21 protein-coding genes and 1 pseudogene are annotated in these 25,863 nt (G+C 39.8%); 17 read left to right on the plus strand and 5 right to left on the minus strand.

Going from position 1 to position 25,863, the window contains the following annotated elements:
* Positions 1-372: pseudogene (locus tag BM390_RS15495) on the plus strand (hypothetical protein); the annotation flags it as partial.
* 105 nt (positions 373-477) lie between these two features.
* Positions 478-2,004 carry a DUF1593 domain-containing protein gene (locus tag BM390_RS09430; protein WP_089854498.1) on the plus strand — a complete coding sequence of 509 codons (1,527 nt, stop codon included), beginning with the start codon at positions 478-480 and terminating at the stop codon, positions 2,002-2,004.
* A gap of 155 nt (positions 2,005-2,159) precedes the next feature.
* On the opposite strand, the gene BM390_RS09435 is transcribed toward BM390_RS09430, so the two are convergent.
* Together BM390_RS09435 and BM390_RS09440 are read right to left on the minus strand one after the other, a co-directional pair.
* Positions 2,160-3,758, minus strand: coding sequence for a glycoside hydrolase family 43 protein (locus tag BM390_RS09435; protein WP_062320701.1), 1,599 nt, complete (start codon positions 3,756-3,758; stop codon positions 2,160-2,162).
* A gap of 19 nt (positions 3,759-3,777) precedes the next feature.
* On the minus strand, positions 3,778-4,911 hold the full coding sequence (locus tag BM390_RS09440; RefSeq protein WP_089854501.1) for a family 8 glycosyl hydrolase: 1,134 nt from the start codon (positions 4,909-4,911) through the stop codon (positions 3,778-3,780).
* A gap of 223 nt (positions 4,912-5,134) precedes the next feature.
* Between BM390_RS09440 and BM390_RS09445 the strand changes: the two genes are divergently transcribed.
* From BM390_RS09445 to BM390_RS09505, 13 genes are all read left to right on the plus strand, one after another.
* The gene (locus BM390_RS09445; RefSeq protein WP_062320703.1) at positions 5,135-5,395 is read left to right on the plus strand and encodes a hypothetical protein; all 261 of its coding nucleotides are present in this window, start codon (positions 5,135-5,137) and stop codon (positions 5,393-5,395) included.
* A 69-nt stretch (positions 5,396-5,464) separates the two neighbouring features.
* Entirely contained in the window at positions 5,465-5,962 is a 498-nt protein-coding gene (locus BM390_RS09450; protein WP_177220698.1) for a hypothetical protein, read from the plus strand.
* A gap of 42 nt (positions 5,963-6,004) precedes the next feature.
* Positions 6,005-6,712: a YesL family protein gene (locus BM390_RS09455; protein ID WP_062320707.1), complete on the plus strand. Its 708-nt coding sequence runs from the start codon at positions 6,005-6,007 to the stop codon at positions 6,710-6,712.
* 21 nt (positions 6,713-6,733) lie between these two features.
* The gene (locus BM390_RS09460; RefSeq protein WP_089854504.1) at positions 6,734-8,494 is read left to right on the plus strand and encodes a sensor histidine kinase; all 1,761 of its coding nucleotides are present in this window, start codon (positions 6,734-6,736) and stop codon (positions 8,492-8,494) included.
* 302 nt (positions 8,495-8,796) lie between these two features.
* Entirely contained in the window at positions 8,797-10,497 is a 1,701-nt protein-coding gene (locus BM390_RS09465; protein ID WP_089854507.1) for an extracellular solute-binding protein, read from the plus strand.
* A gap of 218 nt (positions 10,498-10,715) precedes the next feature.
* Positions 10,716-11,699 carry an ABC transporter permease gene (locus BM390_RS09470; RefSeq protein WP_371859887.1) on the plus strand — a complete coding sequence of 328 codons (984 nt, stop codon included), beginning with the start codon at positions 10,716-10,718 and terminating at the stop codon, positions 11,697-11,699.
* A 12-nt stretch (positions 11,700-11,711) separates the two neighbouring features.
* Positions 11,712-12,641 carry a carbohydrate ABC transporter permease gene (locus BM390_RS09475; RefSeq protein WP_089854514.1) on the plus strand — a complete coding sequence of 310 codons (930 nt, stop codon included), beginning with the start codon at positions 11,712-11,714 and terminating at the stop codon, positions 12,639-12,641.
* Between the two features lie 68 nt (positions 12,642-12,709).
* Positions 12,710-14,755: an alpha-glucuronidase family glycosyl hydrolase gene (locus tag BM390_RS09480; RefSeq protein WP_177220699.1), complete on the plus strand. Its 2,046-nt coding sequence runs from the start codon at positions 12,710-12,712 to the stop codon at positions 14,753-14,755.
* A gap of 12 nt (positions 14,756-14,767) precedes the next feature.
* The gene (gene uxuA / locus BM390_RS09485) at positions 14,768-15,841 is read left to right on the plus strand and encodes a mannonate dehydratase (RefSeq protein WP_089854516.1); all 1,074 of its coding nucleotides are present in this window, start codon (positions 14,768-14,770) and stop codon (positions 15,839-15,841) included.
* Positions 15,835-16,680, plus strand: coding sequence for an SDR family oxidoreductase (locus tag BM390_RS09490; RefSeq protein ID WP_062320713.1), 846 nt, complete (start codon positions 15,835-15,837; stop codon positions 16,678-16,680). The genes uxuA and BM390_RS09490 overlap by 7 nt, the downstream gene beginning before the upstream one ends.
* A 157-nt stretch (positions 16,681-16,837) precedes the next feature.
* Positions 16,838-18,151, plus strand: a complete 1,314-nt coding sequence (gene xylA, locus BM390_RS09495) for a xylose isomerase (RefSeq protein WP_062320715.1) — start codon at positions 16,838-16,840, stop codon at positions 18,149-18,151.
* A gap of 119 nt (positions 18,152-18,270) precedes the next feature.
* Complete coding sequence (gene xylB, locus BM390_RS09500) at positions 18,271-19,764, plus strand: xylulokinase (protein ID WP_089854520.1); 1,494 nt, start codon at positions 18,271-18,273, stop codon at positions 19,762-19,764.
* A gap of 16 nt (positions 19,765-19,780) precedes the next feature.
* Positions 19,781-20,761, plus strand: a complete 981-nt coding sequence (locus tag BM390_RS09505; RefSeq protein WP_062320717.1) for an endo-1,4-beta-xylanase — start codon at positions 19,781-19,783, stop codon at positions 20,759-20,761.
* Between the two features lie 97 nt (positions 20,762-20,858).
* On the opposite strand, the gene BM390_RS09510 is transcribed toward BM390_RS09505, so the two are convergent.
* The 3 genes from BM390_RS09510 to BM390_RS09520 form a co-directional block, all read right to left on the minus strand.
* Positions 20,859-21,311, minus strand: coding sequence for a DUF2188 domain-containing protein (locus tag BM390_RS09510; protein WP_062320718.1), 453 nt, complete (start codon positions 21,309-21,311; stop codon positions 20,859-20,861).
* A 202-nt stretch (positions 21,312-21,513) separates the two neighbouring features.
* The gene (thiD, locus tag BM390_RS09515) at positions 21,514-22,308 is read right to left on the minus strand and encodes a bifunctional hydroxymethylpyrimidine kinase/phosphomethylpyrimidine kinase (protein ID WP_062320720.1); all 795 of its coding nucleotides are present in this window, start codon (positions 22,306-22,308) and stop codon (positions 21,514-21,516) included.
* Positions 22,309-23,130: 822 nt separating this feature from the next.
* Positions 23,131-24,405 (minus strand): helix-turn-helix domain-containing protein, encoded by a 1,275-nt coding sequence (locus BM390_RS09520; RefSeq protein ID WP_062320722.1) that lies wholly within the window; start codon positions 24,403-24,405, stop codon positions 23,131-23,133.
* A 471-nt stretch (positions 24,406-24,876) separates the two neighbouring features.
* On the opposite strand from BM390_RS09520, the gene BM390_RS09525 reads away from it, so the two are divergent.
* Both BM390_RS09525 and BM390_RS15500 read left to right on the plus strand, forming a co-directional pair.
* Positions 24,877-25,272 carry a hypothetical protein gene (locus BM390_RS09525; protein ID WP_062320725.1) on the plus strand — a complete coding sequence of 132 codons (396 nt, stop codon included), beginning with the start codon at positions 24,877-24,879 and terminating at the stop codon, positions 25,270-25,272.
* 234 nt (positions 25,273-25,506) lie between these two features.
* Complete coding sequence (locus BM390_RS15500) at positions 25,507-25,671, plus strand: hypothetical protein (protein WP_156321345.1); 165 nt, start codon at positions 25,507-25,509, stop codon at positions 25,669-25,671.
* Positions 25,672-25,863: the final 192 nt, after the last annotated feature.

Below are 25,863 nucleotides of genomic sequence, written 5' to 3' on the forward strand. Positions count from 1 at the left end.
GAAAAACAATTGATTAAATTGACAAACAAAGTGACGGGTGTGTGTTTCGGGAGTAAGAAACTCGCCCGCGGCCGGTTAACACAAAAGACGTATCACGCTCATCCTGAGCGTTGGCAGAAAGATTGGGCAGCGGCGCGTTACGGTAAGATGACCATTTCAGGACGGAAAGACGCCAAATCAGGTAATTTTGTCTTTCATTATCATCCAGAGACGCATACCCTGTCTTTTGTTAGAACCCATGCGTTCTACCAGACAGAACGATTTGACCAAAGCAAGTTGTGTTCCTGGAACACACTATTTCCCCAACATGCTTTAACAGATGTTGAGAAAATAGGTTTGCGACGGTTGGAGAGTAGAAAAACCTATGCTTAGTTGAACGAGCATGGGTCCCCTTTAGGGTGTCCTTATGGAATCCCCTTCCTCAAACATTCGTGAGAATGTTAGGTGGGGGTAGTTCAATTTTAAAGAGGTGATCATATGTCGACGAATATAAAACATCGGACAGTCATAATGCTTGATCCAGAACTTGATGATTTAAATACGATCGTCAGATATCTACTGTATAGTAATCATTTTCACACAGAAGGTATCATCTATTCGAGTAGTCGTTACCATTGGAGGGGAGATGGACAAGGTACACGATTTTTAGGGGAGTCTGAACATTCTGATCTTGGAATCGGACCGATAACTTGTTGGAGATGGGATGAAGATAGCCGTTTTATAGAGGAGGCCGTTGATATATACGCTAAGGTATATCAAAATCTATCTATTCACGCTGAAGGTTACCCTCACCCTAGCGAGTTACGCGAACGAATATTTAATGGGAATATCGCCTTTCCTGGTGATCTATCTCATTGTACTCAAGGCTCAGAGCATTTAATGCGTCTTATTCTTGATGATGAGCCTGGTCCGTTATATGTATTAACTGGAACAGGTCAATCAACGATAGGGAGAGCGCTTAAATCAATAGAGGAAAGATATCTTCATACAGAAAAGTGGGAGAACATTTATAATAAGGTGTCTGCTAAAGTGATTATACAATCTTTTGGTGATCAAGACGGTATATATGAAACGTATATTCATCCTAATTGGCCTAACATTAGATTCCGTCAAATGGCGACAACGATTTGGGGATATTTTGCGCGAAGCGTCGTTCAACCTGAGGATCGCCATTATCTTTCTGCCGCATGGATAAAGGAAAACATTTCAAGTGTCGGACCGTTTGGTGAGTTTTATAGGGTCTGGGGAGATGGGAAATACATGCATAAAAATGATATCACCGACTACTTTGGATTTAAGTATTTAACCGCAAATCAACTGAAGGCATTGGGGTATTCTCTCTGGTATAAAGACATAGAAGAGCCTGGTTCATGGATATCAGAAGGAGATACCTCTATGTTCATGAATTTAATAGACAACGGTCTAGAGGGGCATGTAGACGCTAGCTATGGTGGATGGGGAGGGAGAAACGGTAAAGACATAGCTCCTGATGGTGTAGCATCTAAAGATTATGCATCTGCTCGTTGGTTCGGGGCTTGTCAACGTGACTTTGCGGCAAGGCTTCAGTGGACGGTAACGCCTGAATATAAACAAGCGAATCACCATCCAATAATTGAATTAATTAATACGGAAAGCGCCATTGTCGCACCTGGACAGACAATTACTCTAAAAGCAATCGCTAGAGATCCTGATGGTCACCATCTATCGGTCAACTGGTGGCAATATGAAGAAGCGGGTGCATACCCAGGCCAGGTAGAACTAATCTCTTTGGACGAAGTCATCGAAAAGGAAGCAACGCAGACGTATCCTTTTGATGTGCCAGCACCAAATTCACTGAATCTATCTCATTTAATACAGGATGAAGTAATAACAGCGTGTACATTTAACATACCTACAGACACTGTAAAAGGACAAACGATCCATTGTATTGTTGAGGCAATAGATCATTGCAAGATACCTTTAACATCATATAAGCGAATAGTTCTGACTGTTGATGATGAATGAATCATTTCATGCAGAGTGTAAGTGATCTTTTTTAATAAACAAAGGACCGTTTTAACAAGCGATTATTAAGAAAGAGCCAGAAGATTTCTCTTCTGGCTCTTTCTATTTGGGGGATATGATTGAACGCAAAGTCGGTGTTACTTTACGTATAATCCTTAGTTAGAATATCTAAAATAATCAAAATCAGCAGGCAAGCGCTCACCAGAGTAATCTTGGGCGCACATACCGACGAAGGCGCCTGTAAAGAAGCCGCCACCTCGGATGTAATCATCCGATAGTTTATATGACTTAAATGTTGGTCCAATGCGGTGGAATGTTTCACCGTCCAGACTATAGCTATAGTAATAATCATTGACCTCAACATTTACCCGTAGATACACAGCTTCGGTATCACCTAACACAATCTCCTCACCCTTAATCGGTTGAGCATACGCTAAATTATCGAGTACCATCATATTGAGCACACGTCCTTTGTCTTCATGGTGCGTGATATAGAGATAGGTCCAGTTATCAGTGTTATAGTAATTCACAAGACCAGCTTGCTGCTGGAACGTGGTTGGATTAAATTCAACTTTTGTTTCTGCTTCAAAAGTAAAGTCTTGCCAACGTCTCGCAACGAGGGCTTGGGTAAAGAGTGATGTTAATGATTCACGCCCTTTAAGTCTTAGATATCCAGGACGTTCTGTTAGTGATAAAATATCTTCACCTAAAGGAATACGTAATGACTGGAAGTCAAGCGGTAACGTCGGCTCATCAAAATGAACGACTTCCGCCACTTTTGGTTTCGGTTGTTCTTGGATAGTCGGTCCGTCAATCTCATCTTTGGGATAGTTACCTCCGACAATATAAGGCCACTGATCGCGCCACTCTACCCGTTGAATCGCTGTCTCGCGACCAAGTGGACAGAACCCACGTGGGTCAAGTAATGGTTCCTCTTCTTTCGGTAAGATACGTCCCGTTAAGTGCACAAAGAACCATTCATCTGTATGGGTTTTAACGAGTGAGCCGTGCCCAGCCTTTTGCAGACGAATCCGCGGATGCGCAAAGGATGAAATGAGTGGATTCTCCGGGTGGACTTCATAAGGTCCATCAATGGTTTTAGAACGAGCTATCGTCGCTTGGTGATCAAACTTCGTCCCACCTTCGGCGGTCAGTAAGTAATAATATCCATCAATATAATAAAGGTGCGGGGCTTCCGTTAATTTCACGTCTGTGCCCTTAAAGATGATTTTCTTTTCCCCGACAAGCTGTTGTTGGTCATGATCATATTCTTGTAAAACAATCCCGTAAAAATTATGATGCCCCTCACGTGGGTCCCAGACCATGTTCACAAAGTATTTTTTACCGTCGTTTGGATTATGGAAGAGTGATGGGTCAAAACCAGATGAATTCATATAAATGGGCTCAGACCACTCCCCATCAATCGTATCACAGGTCGTTAAGTAGTTATGCGCATCTTTCCACTGTCCATCCGTCACTTTAATATCTGAGTAGATTAACCAGAACAGACCATCATGATAAGAGAGTTGTGGCGCCCATACACCACCAGAGTTTGGATTGCCCTTCATATCAAGTAAAGATTGACGGTTTAATGGACGTGAGACGAGTTCCCAATTTTTTAAGTCTTTTGAGTGGTGTATGCTGACACCTGGGAACCATTCGAATGTTGACGTGGCAATATAGTAATCTTCACCGGCACGACAAATACTCGGGTCGGGATTAAAACCAGTTAAAATAGGATTTGAAATTTTCATGTTGTTACCTCCAGTTAGTTTAGTTAGAATACATATTAAATTGTCCTGCTAAGGCAAGGAGACTAAAGAAATATAAGCAGTTATCATAGTAGCGACGATCACCTTGTCGAAGCGGCATCTCAAAAAATGTTTGGACATAGTCGTTAGCGATTGCTGTATCACGCACTAGTCCACCAGCTGCAAGTGTCGCAAAGAGACCAACCGGGTGAAGGGCGGGTTCTTCAAATGGTGTGCCATCAATTTTATAACGACGATAGTCGGCCATCGGTTTATCTTTAAAGAACTGATGCAATCGGTCAATGACAGCTAAAGGTGTATCTTCATCACCGAACCACTCATAATCAAGGGCGATATTTGTACAGACGCGGTAAGAATCACTAAAGAAATCACCAAAGCCACGAATATGATTCGGCGTGCCGTCATAAAAGGCATATTCAGGAGACAAACCTGTCTCTGGATGAGCAGCTAAAGCAATATAATCACGACTCTTTCGTGCGGCTTCTTTCCAAAAGGCGCGGTCTTCTTCGTTTGCCCACTCACCAAATAACTCATAAAAGTGTGGCAAGTGATACGACGGGTCGCTGAAATCAACCTCAGGCACAAATTTAATTAAATGGTTCTCTAAGTCCCACATCGTGTGACCATTATTATTCGGTCCTTTTCGTAAACAACGACGTAAAATCTCGCGTGCTTGTTCCCCGTAGTTAAACGGTGCTTCTTTGTCACCAAAGCGGTGGGAAGCAAAAAAGAGACTCATCGCAAAGTATTCTTCCCCGTCTGGGGCAGGTCCATAGGCATTTTTTGTGCCGTCAAGCTGGCATGACCAAGCAAAGTAGCCTTGGTGTATACCTTCTTCCATATACATATGCGTTTTTGTCCATTTCCAAATGCGGTCAAACACTTTTTGATTATTCATTTGAACAGCCATCATCATCCCGTAAGATTGGCCTTCTGTTCTCACATCATTGTTGCCAGTATCAACAACATACCCCATATCATTCTCTGTCTCAAAATAAATTTTTAACGCAGGGTCTTTGTCGGTGAATAGTCGTTCCCACGTATCAGTAATCTTGTCATCAATCGCTTGTTGATCAATGCCTAACGCTAAAAAACGATTCGTATAATCTTTTGTATGAAAAGCACCTCGGGTCATATAAACCCTCCTTCTTTAGTCTTGTGTGTAACATAACATTGGATTACGTTCATCTTACAAAAGAAAGCGCTTTAATTTAAGGGGAGGTTCTATAGGTTTTGGTGAAAAAACTATAGAAATTCACATAATCTATAGTTTTTACAGTAAACGCTTTAGTACAATTGGATGAAAGCGCTTTTAAATATGGTAGGATAAAACTGACATTAATAAAGGAAGTGACAAGATGAAACCAAAAACGGCACAGATTATGGTTGTAATCATGTATGTTCTCGTTTTACAGTTTTATTTCTATCAATCAGATCGACACGTGCTCCATATGCTGCTTGGGGTTGCGCTAAGTGTGTTTACTTTCAAAGCTTATCAAAATTTAAAACGTCAGAAAAAGAAACAAAAAGCACAGTTTCCATTTATCGTGTTTTGTTTTGTTGTCTATACCTTATTTGTTTGGTATATCCAACCATTTGTCGTTCGTTTGATTGTGTAGGTGAAAAAAATGACCAGCGCTTTTTCAAGGAAAAATATGATATATTTAATAATTATAATGATACTGGTTTTGTTAACGGCTTGTGGTAATAGCAACAGCCATCATGACCCAGAAGTCTTTCATGTCAGTTTTATTTCTAGCGTACCCACAACCATTACCGATGAGATGGAAAGCTATATCACCGATGTATTAGCTGAGGAATTACCAGAGGGTGTCTCAGTAAATGTTAACATGTTTTTACCCTCCCATGATCGTCTAACGATTGAGATGATTGACCGACAAGCGGATGTCATTATTGTGGATGAAGGATTAGAACAACTCATGTTAGATGCTTACTATTTAACCCCAGTTGATGAGTTTAGTGACCGATTGGATGAAACATTATCGCCCTATACAACATTAGATGAACGCACAAATGAAGAACACCTTTACTTATTACCACTTAGGCCAAATACCGCATTTAGGCAAGCAATTGGTTATGAGTTACCAGGTGATTTAGTGCTTGGAATAGTGGAGTCCAGTCCACATCAAGTACTCAGCAAGCGATTAATTGAGGATTGGTTATAAATAGGTTGAGGAGGTGAGGCTAGACGATTCGTCTAGCGGATTATGGGAAGTAATTATGGATTTGTATCTACATCATTTTATCGAGGATTAGAGTGGCTATGGCACTTTGTCTATATCCAACTGTTATTTTTATTTTCAACCCTAATAGGTTTAGGATTGTTTGGTTTTTTTCCTGCGCTATATAGTACGCATAGTGTCATGGAGCGGTTTGTGAAAGGTGATAAACAGTTTTCAATCTTTAAGGTATTTGTGCAAAGTTATAAGCAGCATTTTTTTGTTGCTAATGGGTACGGATTTCTGTTTATGTTAGGCGTCTATCTCCTAACCTTTAATTTTAATTATCTAAAAGTCGCCACGGGATTGGAACATACCTTTTTATCGGTTGGTTGGGTCATAGGGGTAGCTTTATTTATTGTGGTAAGTCTCTATCTATTCCCTACTCGTATTTTAACCGAGGCGAAAGGTAAAGCATTAATTAAGAATAGTATTATTTTAGCTTTAGGGGCTCCGGTTTCATTCATTCTCCTTGTTGCCTCAATGGGTGTGTTAGGCTTTGTGTTGTATATGATTCCGGGTTTTATTCCGTTTTTATCCATTACTCCGTTTAGTTTTTTATTGATGGGACAGTTACATGTGGTAGTCGATCGTATGATAAGAAAACAGGCCGCTTGGGCAGAAGAAAAGTCAGGCGAAGAAAAAGCAAACAACTCAAACGTGTTACCTTCATATTTAAAAGAAAAGACTTCTTAGTAAAGTAAAGAGGGATGATAGATGAAAAAGATAGGGCAATCATTTAATGACTTGAAAATTCGTAATAAGCTATTAATCGTATATATGATTACTGTTCTTTTGCCTATCATTATCTCAAATATTGTTTTTTATCAAACGACAAGTGATAATTTCATTCAACAAAAAAGGCGAGACGCTGATTTAATGACAGAAGAAACAAAAGAAAACGTCAAACAGTTGATAGATCAAGCACTTGGTCTATCAACGACACTTTATATGGATATGCGGTTATATGAGTTTTTTGATACAACATACACAAATCCTGTTGATTATATTCAAGGGTATACGCAAGTGGTTCATCAATACCGCAAAACAGTTCCGCTCTATAATGCCATTCAAGACATCCAATTTTATACGACTAATCCAACCATGTTGTATGCTGGGGGGGTGAATATGTTAAATAATGAAGATAGCGATGACGTTTGGTATAATAGCTTAGCTCATGACGGTACACCACAAATTCTAGCGGCCATGGATGAAGCGGGTGTATCGTTAGATGTATATAGGAAACTCAATTATTTCTCCTTATATAAAAACTATTTACACGTTATTCATTTTCAGTTAGATGAACGGATGTTAAATGATGCGATTCATAATGTCTCGATTCAAGGCGAATTGTATTTGCTTGATGCAGAAGACCGTGTCCTCTTTACGACGGATCAAAACCACAGAGAAGGAACAATATTTACTGAGAATACCGACGTGAAAGAACCGTATATTACTCGCCAAATGTTTACCGATCAATACATAGCAGATTGGTCTGTCGTAACAGTCGTCGATGAATCGATTTATAGAGCAGAGTTATCTGATTCAACAAAGTATATATTATTGCTTGGTCTCATGAACTTTATTTTACCAGCCTTTTTAATCATATATTTATCGCGTTCGTTTCATAGTCGGTTGAATAATATTTTGGATCACACTCGTCATATTGAAAAGAAAAATTTTGCGGAGTATCCACACGTTAGATCAAAAGATGAAATCGGTCAACTTGCCAATCAGATTAATCGAATGACACGAAAAATGAATGAACTATTTAATGAAGTATTCAAAGCAAACCTTGAAAAGAAGGAACTTGCGTTAAGAGAAAAAGAAGCCCAACTAAGTGCCCTTCAAAGTCAAATCAATCCGCACTTTTTATTTAATGCTTTAGAGACTATTCGAATGCGTAGTATTATGAAAGATGAAACAGAAACAGCGCTGATGATTGAAAATATGGCAGGTATTTTTAGGAATTCTTTAAAGTGGGGGAGTAACTGGGTAACGGTACTAGATGAAGTCCGTCTTATCCAGGCCTTTTTAGAAATTCAAGGCTATCGTTTTGGTGAACGTCTAACCTATCATGTCTATGTTGATGAACAGTTAGCGGACTTTGAAATTCCGAATTTATCCTTTTTACCGTTTGTTGAAAATGCGTCCCTTCATGGTATTGAACCGAAAAAAGGAACGGGTAATATAGATATTTCCATTACTAAAACAGCCCTTGGTTTACGTTTTGTTATTGAAGATGATGGGGTAGGTATACCGGAGTCGCGACTCATTCGACTGCAGAAGGAATTGCAAGATGGTGCAACGATGGGTGAGAATGTCGGTATTGAGAACATTTATTATCGCCTTAAATTATACTATAAAGATCAGTTCCGAATGAAGATTGAAAGTGAAGAAGGCATCGGAACGACTGTGACGATTGATTTACCGATGCAAGACTCTAAATTACAAGCTTATTTAAAAGTATCAGACTAAGTCACACCATTGGTGTGACTTACTCATTATATTAATAAAGTCTGTCATAGTGTCATCATTTAATGTCTCTATAGTTCTTATGGTCACTCGTTAAGTTTTTTTGTTCTATCTTATAATGAGCAACACCACCTATAGTCTTTTCGTTTTCTATCTAAAGTTATTTAAAATGTAAGCGCCTTCACCTAAAGTTTTTCTGGCTTTCGGCTATAGTTTACCTAGGTGAGTTTCGCTAAATGGGAAGCTATAATGAAGGTGCTTACAAAAAAGCAAATAAAAAGTAACAATTGAAAGGGGTTAGTCAAGTGTTTAAAAAGAAAGCACTACTCGTATTACTCTTATCAGCCTTATTTATGTTTTTAGTTGCTTGTGGTGGCGATGATTCAGATTCGTCGGCAGGTGACGATAACGGATCGTCTTCAGATGATGGAGGTTCAAGTGAAACGTCAAATGAACCTATCACGTATCATTACTTTATTGGTACAGCTGGCGATGATATTAATTCAAATGAAACAACGATTGGTAAAATGTTAGAAGATGAAACAGGTGTTAACTTCCAAACTGAATACTTAGTTGGGGACTTAATGGAAAAAATAGGGGTTATGATTGCTGGTGGCGAGTATCCTGATGTAGTTATTCCAGACCATGCGATTGAAATGATGTTAGAAGCGGAAGCTTTCATTCCGTTAAATGATTTGTTAGAAGAACATGGTCCAAATATTCTTGAGATGTATAGTGAGTATATTGATCGTTTCACTATGCCAGACGGAAATATTTATTATCTTCCGATTTCACCATCAATTAATGAGCACGTACCGAATCCAAACATTGACCAAGGAGCCTTCTGGATTCAACGTGGTGTGCTTAAAGATGCGGGATTCCCAGAAATCACGACGCTTGATGAGTACTTAGCCTTAATCAAAGATTATACTGATAAAAATCCTGAGGTTGATGGCATGAAAACGGTGCCATTTACAGGTTTAACGTATGATACAAGTTTCTTCACATTCTCAAATACACCGAACCACTTAGCAGGTTTCCCTAATGATGGTTCTGTCCAAATTGATATGGATACACATGAAGCATCAGTATACGCGGATAAAGATGAAGCAAAAGCGTATCTTAAAGCATTAAATGAATTAAATGCAGAAGGTTATTTAGACCAAGAAATGTTCGTTATGAACAACGATGATTTCTTAGCAAAAATTTCTTCTGGTCGTGTGCTCGGTTTCTTCGGTTATGGCTGGCAATGGAATACTGCGGCTACAACGTTAGATGAAGCAGGCAATCCAGATCATGAATTTATGGCTTTACCTATTGTCTTAGAAGAAGGCATTAAAGATCAATACCTAGAACCAGCGGCTTTCACTCAAAACCGCGGGGTAGGTATTACAGTGAATGCTGAACATCCAGAGCGGATTATCCAGTACTGGGACAAGTTAATCCAAGAAGAAACGCAAAGACTTATCATGTGGGGCGAAGAAGGCACACATTACTCTGTAAACGAAGAAGGTCGATTCTACCATACAGCTGAACAAGTCGAGCTTAACAAAGATCAAGATATGCGCGATGAATACGGGATGACGTTATACTCATGGAACTGGCCGCGTTTAAGTGGTTCATTCTCTGACGGGAACGCTATTGAACCGCGTCGTCAACCAGAAGTGGCACTTGAAACTTATGATGAACATGACCGTGAATATTTAGATGCTTATGGCATTAAGACGTTCTCAGAACTCTTTAGTCAACCGGAAGATCGTCCATGGTACCCAGCATGGAGCGCGAACATTGAGCAAGGTTCTGATATGGCATTATTTGCTTCACGTGCAGAAGAATTACAAAAACGATACTACCCACAAATTGTTTTATCAGACCCAGCAAACTTTGAGTCTGAATGGGAAAGTTTTGTTAATGAATACCGCGCGCTTGATGGTTTAGAAACATATGAAAACTTCTTTACTGAAACAGTCAAAGCTCGTATTGAAGGTAACTGGCAATATCGTTAATAAATAATAGTCAAAGAGTAAGTCTGACTTACTCTTTGACTCTCTTCATAAGCATGATTGAATAATAGATAACACCTTGTTTATCCCGAACGCATACTTAGTTTAGAAGAGTAAACGGGATTGACACCTTGAAGGGTTAAGATAAAGAAGTAAAGAAAACCCTTCCTAATGATCCATTGGTTTACTGTTCTAAATTAAGGTAAAAAAAGGAGGAAAACATGATGGCAGATGCAGCCAATGTAGCGGGTACCCTTGCTAAGAAAAAAACAAAAACAAAGTCAGCGAGAGGCTTCCGTTATTTTATTAAAAAAAGTATGGAACAAAAAGAATTATTACTGATGAGTGTGCCTTTCCTCATTTGGCTATTTATTTTTAAATATTTACCGCTTTCCGGGTGGTTAATGGCGTTTCAAGATTATAAGCCAGCTCGAGGTTTTCAAGAATCAGAATTTGTCGGATTTGATCAATTTAAGTTTTTATTCCAAGATGATCGTTTCTTAGAAGTTATGCGTAATACCTTAGCTATGAGTTTAATTAACCTCGTGCTAGGCTTTGTGACAGCGATTACGTTAGCGATTCTTTTAAATGAATTACGCAACGTTGGTTTTAAACGTATTGTACAAACAATTAGTTATATGCCACACTTTTTAAGTTGGGTCGTCGTGGCAGGTCTTGTATCGTCAGCCCTTTCTGTTGATGACGGGATTATTAATATTTTACTGATGAACTTAGGGATTATTGATGAGCCGATTATGTTTTTAGGTGTCGGACAATATTTCTGGGGATTACTTGGAGCATCTGAAGTATGGAAGAGTGTCGGTTGGAACTCCATTATCTATCTTGCGGCCATCACTATGATTGACCAAGAACAATATGAAGCGGCTGAGATTGATGGGGCAACACGTCTCCAACGGATTTTATATATTACGTTACCTGGTATTAAGCCGGTTGTCGTTATTTTAATGATTATGAACATTGGTTACATTTTAGAGTCTGGTTTTGAAGCACAGTACTTACTGATGAACCCGATGAACATGGACTATGCGGAGAACTTAGATATCTTTGTTTTACGATATGGTCTTAGACAAGCAAACTTCTCGCTTGCGACAGCTGCGGGGATGTTTAAAACAGTTATTTCATTTATTTTCTTATTTGCTGCCAATAAAGTGGCCCATAAACTTGGCGAGGCACGCTTATTCTAAAGGAGGGATCTTATGCAACTGATTAACCGTTTAAAAGGAAAACGCCGTAGTATCGATGATTTAATCTTTGATACGATCAACGTGATAGTCATGATCCTTCTTGTGATTGTGATGCTATATCCACTACTTAACACCGTTGCTATTTCACTTAATGCATCAACTGATACGATCAGAGGAGGCATACGTCTCTTGCCACGTGTCTTTACTTGGTATAACTATGAACATGTTTTTACTGAAGCCACCATTATGAGATCGGCTTTAACGTCGGTCCTTCGGACCGTGATAGGGACAGGGCTTGGGGTACTAGCTTCGGCGATGGTTGCTTACACGATTTCACGTCCACACTTTTTCTTAAAGAAATTTATTACGATTGCCTTTGTGTTAACGATGTATATGAACGCCGGACTAATCCCGACGTATTTACTACACCGTGATTTAAACTTAATCGGCTCTTTCTGGGTGTATATTTTACCAACACTCATTGGTGTCTTTAACATCATTGTCATTCGTTCCTTTATTGAAGGCTTACCAGAAACGTTATTCGAGTCTGCTCGGATGGATGGTGCGGGTGAGTTCACTCAATTTTTCCGCATTGCTTTACCATTATCGTTACCGGTTATTGCGACGGTGTCACTCTTTGTAGCAGTCGGTCAGTGGAACCAGTGGTTTGATGTGTTTATCTACAACTCATCGATACCAGAGCTCAGTACCTTACAGTATGAACTCATGAAAGTACTTAGTAACTCAAATGCTGCCTTTAACTCTGGAGGCGGTGCTGCCAGTCAGTTTGCTAACTCCCAAGGAGGAACTGTCGATGTCGTCACACCACAATCTGTTCGGGCAGCGATGACGGTCGTTGTATCCGTTCCGATTATTATGGTCTACCCATTCTTACAGAAATACTTTGTTAAAGGGTTAACGATAGGTGGCGTGAAAGGTTAATTTATAAAAAAACGAAAAGCGTACCGATGAATAGTTGGTACGCTTCTTTTATAGAAAGGATGACAGAAATGTTGTTAAGGAATAACGAAAGATTAATTGATCAATTAACAGAAGCTGACGTCTTAAGTTACCGGGCCTGGTTACAATATAATCCGGTGAAAGATGAGGAATACAAGCAACAAATAGAAGCTGTGCTGTCAGTTGTGACAGTGAAAGAAACATCGATCATCATAGATGCCGCACTATCAGAATTATCGTTAGGTTTAAAAGAAATGTGTGCCTTTCAACCAGCAATTACAACACAATCGAACCAAAATGGTTTACATATTACGATAGAGGATACTCAAGGAAAAGAGACGTTTCATATTACATATGATCAGTCACAACTCTATTTATCAGCGGGAGATGACCGAGGTGTGCTCTACGGAGTGTACCATCTATTAAGGCAGATCCAACTTAAAACACCACTTGAGCAGTTTGGGGTGAAAGAAGCGCCTAAAAACCCAATCAGAATGATCAATCAATGGGATGACATGAACGGTGAAGTTGAACGTGGGTATGCGGGGAAGTCGTTCTTTTATGATCAGTATCAATTTATTAAAGACCGTACACGTGTAAAAGATTATGCGAGACTACTCAGTTCTACCGGCATTAATGCGATCAGTATCAACAATGTGAATGTGCACGAGAATGAGACTGACTTAATTTTTGACCGTTATTTAGCTGATGTCAAACAAACGGCTGATATATTTAGTATGTATGGGATTGATTTATATTTAAGCATTAACTATGCAGCACCAATGGAAAAAGGTTTATCAACGGCAGATCCGCTTGATGATGGTGTGAAAGCGTTTTGGAAAGACCGCGCTAAAGTCATTTATGATAACATTCCACACTTTGGTGGTTTTTTAGTGAAAGCCGATTCAGAAAACCGTCCGGGGCCATTTACGTATGGAAGGAATCACGCTGAGGGTGCGAATATGTTGGCTGAAGCCCTCGCACCGTATGGTGGAAAAGTCATTTGGCGTTGTTTTGTCTATAACTGTAAACAAGACTGGCGTGATCGTCAAACAGACCGAGCTCGGGCCGCGTATGATCACTTCTTACCGCTTGATGGCGAGTTTTTAGATAATGTTATTTTACAAATTAAAAACGGTCCGATGGACTTTCAAGTCCGCGAACCGATCTCACCACTGATTGGTGGTTTAGAAAAAACCAACTATTTACTCGAGTTTCAGATTGCCCAGGAATACCTTGGCCAACAAAAACATCTCGTTTATCTTGTGCCGCAGTGGAAGGAAGTGCTTGACTTTGACACGTATCAAAAAGGTGAAGACACACGGGTGAAGGACCTTGTTTCTGGTAACGTACTAAACCAAAAACATAGTGGGATTGTCGCTGTATCAAATGTGGGGATTGATGTTAACTGGACGGGGCATTTAATGGCTCAGCTGAATCTTTACGGTTATGGCCGCATGATTTGGAATCCTGACCTTTCGTCTGAAGTGATTGCCTTAGAGTGGATCAAACAAACCTTCGGTCATGATGAAGCATTGGTTCAAACATTACTGAACATTGTCATGCCATCATGGGAGACGTATGAAAATTATACCTCTCCACTTGGGATTGGTTGGATGGTGAATATCTCACACCACTACGGACCGAATATTGATGGCTATGAGTACGATAAGTGGGGAACGTATCACTTCGCAGACCGGGACGGTGTTGGTGTCGACCGCACAAAAGAAACCGGTAGCGGCTATAGCACGCAGTATCACAAGAAAAACTTTGAAAAGTATAACGATGTCACCACGTGTCCCGATGAATTGTTACTATTCTTCCACCACGTCCCATATACGCATCAACTTCATAGTGGAAAAACGGTGATTCAACACATTTACGATACCCACTTTAAAGGGGTAGAAGAAGTGGAACAGATGATTGAGCATTTTACCTCGCTTCATGGTGCGATAGATGAGGCACGCTTTGACTCAGTCATGGAACGCCTCGATCATCAACTGTATATGGCGAAAGAATGGCGGGACATTGTCAATACGTACTTTTACCGTAAATCAGGGATTGATGATGCACACGGAAGAAAAATTTATGCATAAGAGGTGACTTAAATGAAAATGACGTTACGGTGGTTTTATACCGCCGATACGATTCCGCTTGAGTATATGAAACAAGTCCCAGGCATTTCGGGTGTTGTCGGTGCGTTATATGACGTCCCTGTCGGTGACGTATGGGAAAAAGAAAAGATTGAACCGATGATGGAGAAAGCGAAACGTGCCGGCTTACCAATTGAAGTGATTGAAAGTGTTAATATTCACGAAGATATTAAGCTCGGCTTACCGACGCGTGATGGGTACATTGACAACTACAAACAAACAATTAAAAATTTGGCCGATTTCGGCGTAAAAGTGATTTGTTACAACTTTATGCCGATTTTTGATTGGACACGCTCGTCACTCGCATATCCACTTGAAGATGGTTCAACGGTCTTAAGCTATGAACGTACCGTCATTGATGGGGTCACACCAGATGACATGATCAAGAGGATGAAAGACGCTTCAGGTAGCTATCAGATGCCGGGCTGGGAAGCGGAGCGCTTAGCTGATATTGAACAGTTATTTAAAGCATATAAGACAGTCACTGAAACAGATTTATTTCATCACTTAGTTTACTTTTTAGAAGCGATCATGCCAACGTTAAAAGAGACCGGGATAAAAATGGCGATTCATCCGGATGATCCGCCTTGGCCGGTGTTCGGGTTACCGCGGATTTTAAAAAACAAACAAGACATCAATCGTTTACTTGAAGCGCTACCAGAAAAGGAAAATGGTGTGACATTTTGTACCGGTTCACTTGGCGCGAGGCGAGATAAAGATTTATTAGACATAGCGGAGTATTGTCTAAAACAAGACCGGATACCGTTTGTGCATATTCGTAATATTACGCATACAGGGGAGGGTGACTTCCATGAAGTGAGTCATTATGATAAGTCCGGGTCAGTAGACGTGGTGGGGTTAATCAAGTTACTGCACAAGTATCAATATGATGGTTACGTACGACCTGATCACGGCCGGATGATTTGGGGCGAAGAAGCACGACCGGGTTACGGGTTGTATGACCGGGCACTTGGGGCAATGTATATGACCGGGATTTGGGACAGTTTAGAGGAGGGAACAACATGTTAGAAAAACATCACGCATTAAAAGGAAAAGTCGCGGTTGTGACAGGCGGTGGCGGGGTGCTATGTGGAAATATGGCGCGCGCGCTGGGACGTCAAGGAATGAAGATCGCGGTACTAAATTATCCGAAAGAACCGGGTGATATCGTCGCGAGTGAGATTAACGATGCCGGTGGTGAGGCCATTTCTGTTTTTTGTGATGTGACCAACCGCGAGGTTGTTGAAGCGGCGAAAAAAGAAGTGTTGGAAGCATTTGGACAAGTCGATTTATTAATTAATGGTGCCGGTGGTAATCATCCAGAAGGTTCAACGACAAATGAAACCTATCATAAGGAAGATGTGACTGATGAGGCAATTAGAAGTTTCTTTGACTTAACGACGGAAGGGTTTGATTTTGTCTTTCGGTTAAATTTAATGGGCACCTTGATTCCGTCACAGGTCTTTACCGATGAATTGATTAAAACAGCAGGGTCAATTATTAATATGTCATCGATGAGTGCCCCGTCACCGATGACAAAAGTACCTGCCTATTCAGCCGCAAAAGCAGGCATTGATAACTTTACCCAGTGGATGGCGGTTCACTTTGGTGAGACCGGTATTCGCGTCAACGCCATTGCCCCAGGCTTTTTCTTAACCGAACAAAACCGGTCGCTGTTAACAAATGAAGACGGCTCTTATACAGAAAGAACCGAAAAGATACTCTCACAAACACCGATGAAGCGACTCGGTGAGGCGGATGATTTACTCGGGACATTACTTTGGTTGATTGATAAAAACTATAGCGGTTTTGTGACGGGCATTAGTGTACCTGTTGATGGTGGCTTTATGGCGTATGCTGGTGTGTGACAACACTTTTTAGAGTGGTAAATCACGATAGTTGATACTGCTGAAATGTAAGCGCTAAAAAAAGTTTAAAAAAACTTTGTATATTCGATAGACTAACTAAGTTAAACGTGATAGAATACAAGTATCGAAAACGAAAAACACAAGGAGGCTATTACACATGGCTTATTTTGATCAAATTAGTAAAGTAAAGTATGAAGGACGTCAATCAGACAATCCGTATGCATTTAAATTCTACAACCCTGAAGAAAAAATCGGTGGCAAGACGATGGAAGAAACCTTACGTTATGGTGTCGCTTACTGGCACACATTCACAGGTGACGGTGGGGATCCATTCGGTGCTGGTACAGCGAAACGCCCTTGGGATCATTTAAAAGGGATGGATTTAGCGAAAGCACGAGTGGAAGCAGCATTTGAATTCTTCGAAAAAATGGATGTCCCATTCTTCTGTTTCCACGATGTTGATATTTCACCAGAAGGTGACACATTACGTGAAACAAATAAAAACTTAGATAACATTGTTGCGATGGTAAAAGACTACATGAAAGACAGCAAGACAAAATTGTTATGGAATACAGCCAACAACTTTACCAACCCACGCTGGACGCACGGTGCTGGTACAGCAACAAATGCTGATGTGTATGCGTATGCCGCGGGTAAAATTAAAAAAGGCTTAGAAGTTGGTAAAGAACTCGGCTCTGAAAACTACGTCTTCTGGGGTGGTCGTGAAGGTTACGAATCATTACTGAATACAAACATGAAGCTGGAACAACAAAACTTAGCCAACCTTTACCATATGGCGAAAGACTATGCGAATGAGATTGGTTTTGATGCACAATTCTTAATTGAACCAAAACCAAAAGAACCAACGACACACCAATATGACTTTGACGTGGCAACAGCGATGGCGTTCTTACGCGAGTACGATTTACAAGATCACTTTAAGTTCAATATTGAAGCCAACCACGCGACACTCGCTGGTCATACATTTGAACATGAATTACGCGTGGCGCGTGAAGCGGGTATGTTAGGATCTGTCGATGCGAACCAAGGTGATTTATTACTTGGCTGGGATACAGATGAATTCCCAACAGATCTTTATGCGACTACGCTTGCGATGTATGAAATCCTTAAAAACGGTGGCCTTGGTCGCGGTGGCTTGAACTTTGATGCGAAAGTACGTCGTGGTTCATTTGATACAGAAGACCTCTTCCACGCACATATTGCGGGTATGGATGCTTTTGCGGTCGGCTTACGTGTGGCACAGAAAATGATTGACGATAACTTCTTTGAAAATATCGTAAAAGATCGTTACCAAACATTTGAAACAGGTATTGGTAAAGACATCGTTGATGGTAAAACAAGCTTAGCTGCTTTAGAAGCACATGCGTTAGATATTAAAGATATTGACCTTAAGTCTGGTCAAGTTGAAAAGATCAAAGCGAAAATGAACCAATATCTATTAAATATCTAATCGTTGATAATTATTTTTTAACACCCTACTCTAAATAGTTGAATAGTGAACACAAACCAATCATGCGAATCGTGCATCCCCCTGCGCCATTCGCATGATTTATATGGAGGCGAAAAACAATGGAATATGTATTAGGTGTTGACTTAGGCACAAGTGCCGTTAAAGTGTTGTTAGTGTCAAAAACCGGTGACGTGGTGGACGAAGCATCAAAGAGTTATCCACTGTATCATGACCAACCCGGCTACAGTGAACAAGACCCAGAAGATTGGGTCAAGGCAACAAAAGAAGCAATTAAAACCCTTACGGATAAGTTAGATGATAAATCAGCGATTAAAGGGATGAGTTTTTCTGGTCAAATGCATGGGCTTGTCTTATTAGATAAAGACCGAAAGCCACTGAGACGCGCGATTTTATGGAATGATACAAGAACAACCGAAGAGTGTCGTGAGATTGAAACGATGGCCGGGATTGATACCCTTCATAGTGAAACAAAAAACCCTGCCCTTGAAGGGTTCACGTTACCGAAGATTTTATGGGTGAAAAAACATGAACCAGACACTTTTGCTCAAGCCGATGTTTTCTTATTACCAAAAGACTATGTCCGTTACCGCATCAGTGGTGACGTATCAATGGATTATTCAGATGCAGCAGGCACGTTACTGTTAAATGTTGAGAAAAAAGTGTGGAGTACAGTCATGTGTGAAAAAACAGGCGTCGATATTAGCCTTTGCCCGGCACTTGTTGGCTCGCATGATTTAACCGGTACGGTACTAGAAGCGATAGCGTCAGAAACAGGCTTATCAACCGATTGCCAAGTTTTTGCCGGTGGTGCTGATAATGCGTGTGGTGCGATTGGCGCAGGGATTCTGCAAGATGGTCTAACGCTTGCCAGTACCGGAACGTCTGGTGTTGTCTTATCTTATGAAGAAACAGGTGATAAAGACTTTGCTGGTCAAGTCCACTACTTCAACCACGGGGACCCAGAAGCTTATTACACGATGGGTGTCACCCTGGCGGCTGGCTATAGCTTAAGCTGGTTTAAAGACACGTTCGCCAAAGAGATTAGCTTTGAAGAACTTGTCGCAGAGGCAAATGCCTCAACAGTTGGCGCGAAAGGCTTACTGTATACACCGTACATTGTCGGGGAAAGAACGCCTTATCCAGATAGTCAAATTCGCGCAAGCTTTATAGGAGCGCATGCCAGTCATACACGCGGTGACTTTGCCCGGGCGGTGATTGAAGGGATTACCTTTAGTTTAAATGAGTCGGTGCATATTTTCCGTGCGAAAGGTAAAACAATTAATAAAGTGGTCGCCAGTGGTGGCGGAGCTAAGAGTGACTTATGGCTTCAGATCCAAGCCGATGTCTTTGATGCAGAAGTCGTAACACTTCAAAACGAACAAGGACCTGGTATGGGCGCAGCCATTCTAGCGGCTGTTGGTACAGGTTGGTTTACGGACCTTAAGAGTTGTGCAAAAGCCTTTGTTCAGTACGGTAAGAGCTATCAACCGATTGAGGCGAATAAACAAGCGTATCAACAATTGTTTAGCTTGTATCAACACATCTATAATCAAACAAAATCAATCAGTCATGATTTAGCGGCTTTCCGCTAATAAAGGAGCGATAGAGATGACGACATTAAAAGATTATTTTCGCTCGGACTTTTTGATTGGTGCGGCGATTAACGAAGAGACAATTAAAGCTGATCAAGCTTTATTAAAACAGGAATTCAATTCGATTACGGCTGAAAATGAAATGAAGTTTGAAGAAATTCACCCAGAACCTGGTCAGTATAACTTTGATGTGAGTGATGCCTTTTTAAGCTTTGCGAAAGCGCATGATATGGGTTTAAGAGGACATACGTTAGTTTGGCATAATCAAACACCAGATTGGTTCTTTCAAGATGATGAAGGGAACGATGTGACACGTGAGGTGTTACTTGAGCGCATGAAAGACCATATTGATACCGTTGTCGGTAGATATAAGGGAGAGATTTATGCTTGGGATGTTGTTAATGAAGCAATTTCTGATGAAGCGGGTGTCTTCTTAAGACCGTCTAAATGGTTATCAATCATTGGAGAAGATTTTATTGATTATGCGTTTCAATATGCTCATGCGGCAGACCCTGATGCGTTACTATTTTACAATGACTACAATGAATCAAACCCAGAAAAACGCGAGAAAATTTATGCGCTTATTTCAGGCATGAAAGCGCGCGGGGTACCGATCCACGGCATGGGCATGCAGGCTCACTGGAATCTCTATGATCCTAATCTAGATGATATTGAACAAGCGATCCTTCGTTACAGCGAATGTGATGTCTTAATTCATGTCACTGAAATGGATGTATCCATGTTTAAGTTTGATGACAAGCGCACGGATTTAACGGCACCAACAGAAGCGATGTTAGAAAAACAAGGTAAACGCTACCAGGCCTTCTTTGAGCTTTTTAAAAAACATGCCTCTGTCATTCATGCGGTGACGTTTTGGGGTGTATCTGACCGTTATACGTGGTTAAATGATTTCCCTGTCAGAGGGCGAAAAAACTGGCCATTTCTCTTTGATGAGAACAACCAGCCAAAAGCATTTGTGAAAGATTTATTGAAATAAGGATACTGAGTATCTCTGTCATGATAGATGAAAAACCAAGTCGAATGTGACTTGGTTTTTTTCTGTAGGGTATTTTATTATGTTAAATGGGTTAGGGTTAAGCTTCCTTATAAGCGTAAGTCTTTTCAATCGTACCATCGTTCCGGTGGATGATGAGCTTTGTCTGTTTGTTTTTTGCGATGGTTTTTCCACGAGCAATGGCGTCTTTTTTTAGATCAAACACATCACTTGCTTGTTTCGCACCACGTGTTTTCACTTGCCACTGATTGCCGTCTGGTAGAATATCAACGGCATGATCTGTTAGTTCAGGACGTGAATTACTTGATGGCGATTTGTTGAGTGCTTTTTTACTGACATCTGTCATGTCTTTCTTTTCTTCAGCTGATGCCTGATTGGCCCAATCTTTTGCTTGACTGATGGCAATCGGTATCGCTTCGTCTTTGTCATAACCGTCCGCAAGTAATTGGTTCGTGATCTCGATGGCTTTTAGCTTTTTTGGTTCGTCAAAGTTCTTAAAAGCAGAGGGATAATCATTTTTTGTATAAGGCAATCAAACCATTCCTTTCTTTGTGTTTATGATGAAAAACCTTTGTCTTTCTTATACTCATACCCCTTGATGCGTGAATGAAACACAGATATGTCACTTACCAAGACGGGACTTTAATATAGTATATACAAGCATTTATCAGGTGAGACAAGAAAAAAAGCCACTGCCAGGCAGTGACTTTTAGCTAAATCAATTTGATTTGTGCTTATTTTTGGTTGTAAGCCCCGTGCATGACAGGACCGACAAAGTCATTTAATTTAAAACCATGCTTGATCGCCGCATGAACGAAATCTTTTGCTTTTGTGACGGCTTCTTTTACTGAGTCACCATTGGCTAAGTTTGAGGTGATGGCTGCCGCAAACGTACAACCTGCCCCGTGGTTATAGCTTGTTTGGAGTTTTTCTTTTTCTAATACAACAAATTCTTGACCATCATAGAATAGGTCAATCGCTTCTTTATTCATAAAGGCTTTTCCACCTTTAATAACGACACTTTTCGCCCCTAGGTCGACAATTTTTTGTGCGGCTTCTTTCATCTCATCTAATGTTTGGATGGAATCCATTTGTGCCAGTTGGCTTGCTTCAAATAAGTTTGGTGTTGTCACTGTTGCAAGAGGTAATAATAACTCGCGCATCGCGTCAGTGTTTTCAGGCTGTAATACTTCATTTTCACCCTTACATACCATTACCGGGTCAATAACGACACGATCAATACCGTGTTCCTTGATTTTTTTCGCCCCAAGTTCAATTATATCAACAGAACCTAACATCCCTGTCTTCATCGCATCAATGCCGACAGATAAAATTGTATCTAATTGTTTTTCAACGATATTGACATCAATGGCGGTAACGTCATGCGCCCAAGTCCCGGGCTTCATTGCCACAATAGACGTAATGGCAGTCATACCATAAACATTATGTTCTTGAAACGTTTTTAAGTCCGCTTGGATGCCAGCGCCACCGCTAGAATCTGATCCTGCAAGTGTTAAAGTTTTTTTCATGTGAGCTTCCTCCTTAGGATGATACCTCGTATTAATACACGGAGTGTATCGCTAGGTATACATATACCTGCCTTCCTATCATAACATGTTTTTTTGAAAAATTAAAAAGATGCTTTCACATGATAAGTCCTATTTAAACAAGCCTTAAATAACGCCGGTCATGAATCTAATGACTGATGCCATTTATGTCGACGCTTACGTAATGTATATCCGTAAGATATATGGCGTTTTGTAGAAAGATGTCTAGACGTCTTTATTGTTAACCGTGTGGCACAAACCGCAACACTTAACAACAGAATGGGTACGATCATAAGAAAGTGGCCGGTGATAAAGGCCTTAATGAAAATAACGATAAATGAACAAGCGTAAATAATTAAAATGGCAGTCATAACAATCATTGACCTGTTTTTTACCAGTGGCTCTTTATTCATAATAATCAACAACTTTAACTTTAGAGATAAGAGATTTTGATCTACATGAACGAACGTTTATATGAATCATAGGTATAGGCGTGTTTGATTGATAAGTCTTCATAACGGACATGTTTCTCTCACCTTTTCTGTCTTTTTTGCACCGTAACTATCTGGCGAATACAGCTTTAGCGCTATTGATTTAAGGATAGCACGACCGTTACATTCATGGTATTGGGAAACTTACGATGATTTTCTCGCGTTGAGTGTGAAAATAGTTTAACAACTTGCCTAATTAACTTATCCGTTAAAAAGGCTTGTTGAAATCACTTATGTTTGATATAAGCATGGTTGAAAAAGGTTTTGATGATTAGCTACTTAAAACAACAAAAGTCTAAACCAATGGCATGGTCTAGACTTCTTTAAACATATTATGATTATTGATCAGTGTGAGTGACGCTTCTTTGTAGAATTCAGCGGCGGATTTATAAGCCCGATATTTATAATAGTAATCACCGACTAAGTTCAGTGCTTTTCGGTACTCATGAAAATCACCGTGCTCTTTAAAGTAAGGAATAATGTCGTGTTCGACTTTTGCGAGGGTGATTTTTTCGTCTCGGTTAGGATGTAGTCGCAACATCAACATAAAGAACTTGTATTCGAATTTTTGATTATTATACCGTGCAGCAAGCGCTAGCCCTTTTTCTACAAGCATATCAGCCGCTTGAAGATCTCCTTTTTCAATAAGAATCATCGCCTTCAAATGAAAGGCAGGGATGTTTTCCTTATCGTTATTTTCATAAGCAATCGCTTGATCAATTTCTTTTAGTGCTTTTTGGTAGTCAGCTGTGTTGTAGTGAATAAAAGCTAAATTATGATAAATATAAGCCCATTGTTGATGATCGGTTGATTCATTAAAGGACAGGACTTTTTTAATATAATACTCAGCTTTATCGTAACTACCGACCAAGTTAAAACTAATACCTAATATGAGGCAGCAGTCAGATGCGCGCGTGTAATTAAAATGCTTCTGGAATAAGTCAAGGGCGTTATGCGCATGCGTAATAGAATCAGGTATTTTATCTACTCGGCTATACACCATGGCTAAGTAAAACTCGAGTTCTGGGTCCGCGATATGTAACTGACTGTTAATATCCTCAGCATGCCTTAAGGAATTCAGGGCATCGGTTAATTGGCCCTTACTATTATAGTAAATACCTAAGAATTTATAATAATGCAGGTTTTGTACCTCAGTAAAGAACACTTGATGTTTGTTTAAATCGACAAGCAACAAGTCCGCTTCATCTAATTGCCTAATCAACAAATAATAGCGAAGTGAAAAAATCTTATAAGGGATTAATAGATCATGGTCTGTAACAGCCGCCACGTCGGTTGAGATTTCTTGATAAAGTTCTTTTGATTTTTCAACGTGTTGCATAACCATGCTGGCGTGCCATTGGTTCATCTTGTTTAACAACCGGTAACGATCCTTATGGGCGTGATCGCTAAGTGATGATGACTGAATGTCTAGACGTTCAGCCAGTAATCGGTAGATTTCTTTACTTGGTGTGACAATATCATTCTCAATTTTACTCAAATACGGAATGGAACAGATGCCGGTAGCTAACTGTTGTTGGGTCATATGTTTAGCTTGGCGATGGAATTTAATTTGACGACCACTGGACAATAGAAGCACCTCCTTGGGTTAAGATATTTTAATGATGAATTGATTTGTGCCTGTATGACTATTTTAACAAAGAACGAGTCATAGTATAAAGGAAGAAAATGTTCGGTGCTTGATAATGTGAAACATTATCTTAAATAGATACGTCACCATACATGAACATGATTGAGATAAATTTAACAGTTACAACAGGAAACAATGTTAAGAAAATCTTACATTTTCAAACTTTTAAACACGGTTATTTCCCAATACACATTTGTTTCCCTTAATGTTAATCTGTAATTGACCTTAGGCGAGGAAAAAATATATTAATGATAAACGGGGCGTTGAAGTAAATGCGAAAATATTTATATTTCATATGGCTGTTATTGATTATACCAATTATCGGATGCTCTTATAATGAGAGCGATCAAGCTATTTTAAATAATACCACTTATAAACAATTTAATGTGACATCGAAGGCTATATAATCATTTGAGTGACACCTATAATGATGTGAACCTTGGTGAACCGGTTATAACAGCCTATCCGTCTAGAGACGAATGGATCTCCGATAATACGGATGCTATCGGAGACAATGTTGACTCACCCAAAAAAGTTGACTTATATATACTTACGCATGAACTCTCTGCTGTGACAAAAGTTTCACTCACTTATAGTAATCAATTAAACAAAAAAGAATTTTTGTCTGTAAATAGAATCGATACATTTAGTGAGACATTCATCGATTCAGAAAATCAAGAAAATTATTTACCTGAAATATATATGGGTAGCTTTACCGATGAAAATATATTAATAGAGGTATTAACTTTTTCAACGGAATATAATTATGAGAATGTAGAGGAATATGAATTAAAGCTTATCGAATGAAACAAAGATGTTATTACGAGAATACAACGAAAACTATTAGAATTAGATTAAGAAATGTCATTTTGTATATGGCTAAAAATTCATGTATCCTCGCAATAGTTATTCCAGAGCAACTATGTTGTAACCTTCGGTTAGGTTACTAACTACTTAGAGGTTAGTATCCTATGGTCGGACATACAAACGCCAAGCAAACCGACAAAGTTATAAAGGTAAACTATTTAAAAAGGGAGTTGGATGGCAATGAGAAAAATAAGAACTTTTTTGGTAACCGTTAGTTTTTCATTGTTAATTTTAAATGTTCATGCACAAGTAGAGACTCAACCTGAAAAACAAAACATTGAGGGTTTTAGTGAAGACCTTGTCGAACCACAATACAATGATGGGCGTTATCCAAATTAAGCTATTGAAATAGAATTTACCAAGGATTCAATAGCGATTTAAGTCATCTATTTGTAGCACGACTCACTGGATTTACCGGAAAAATAAAACTTAGGAGTCACACGGAATTGATTATGACTAAGGTTTAATATTAAAGACAAACACCGAGCGAAACTTTACGTACCTTTAACACAAAGGCAGTGGGATTGATAC

Source organism: Halolactibacillus miurensis, assembly GCF_900116255.1.
Lineage (GTDB): Bacteria > Bacillota > Bacilli > Bacillales > Amphibacillaceae > Halolactibacillus > Halolactibacillus miurensis.